This is a genomic window from Enterobacter sp. IF2SW-B1 (assembly GCF_001743375.1).
GTDB classification, from domain to species: domain Bacteria; phylum Pseudomonadota; class Gammaproteobacteria; order Enterobacterales; family Enterobacteriaceae; genus Enterobacter; species Enterobacter bugandensis.
On the sequence record NZ_MJAA01000277.1, the window covers coordinates 1 to 424 of the forward strand.

Annotated in this window: 1 protein-coding gene; it reads right to left on the reverse strand. The window is 28.1% G+C overall.

The features are described 5' to 3' along the window. Positions 1 to 146: 146 nt before the first annotated feature. Positions 147 to 424, reverse strand: a 278-nt coding sequence (locus A6013_RS24390) for a metalloregulator ArsR/SmtB family transcription factor (RefSeq protein ID WP_069733891.1), incomplete at its 5' end; no start/stop codon positions are given.

The following is a 424-nucleotide window of genomic DNA, read 5'->3' on the forward strand; positions in this document are numbered from 1 at the left end:
CTCTCTGCGTCTAAATTGACGCCTGAGAGATAGGCGACCTGTATATTATATCATCTCTTAATATGCGATAATAGTTATCTTCCGATAAGTCGTCTTATGTTATATAACTTTGTTTTTTATAGTATCAAGACAAGAAGAAACTCGTTTCAAAAACCCTTCTGATTTTTAGAGAAAAACTCTCTTATCTCATCGTCTTTAATAAAATAATATGCCATCTTTCCATCTTTATAAAAATCAAGCACCTCATTTTTATATAAAAGTCTTAAATGATGTGAAGTTGAGGCAATACTCATTTTCAATATCAAAGAAATATCACAAACACACAACTCATCTTCTTTAATCAAAGATAATATGATTTTCAATTTCTTCTCATCACAAATTTTTTCTAAAATGTTAAGTAATTTCTTAGATTTATCATCTTCTA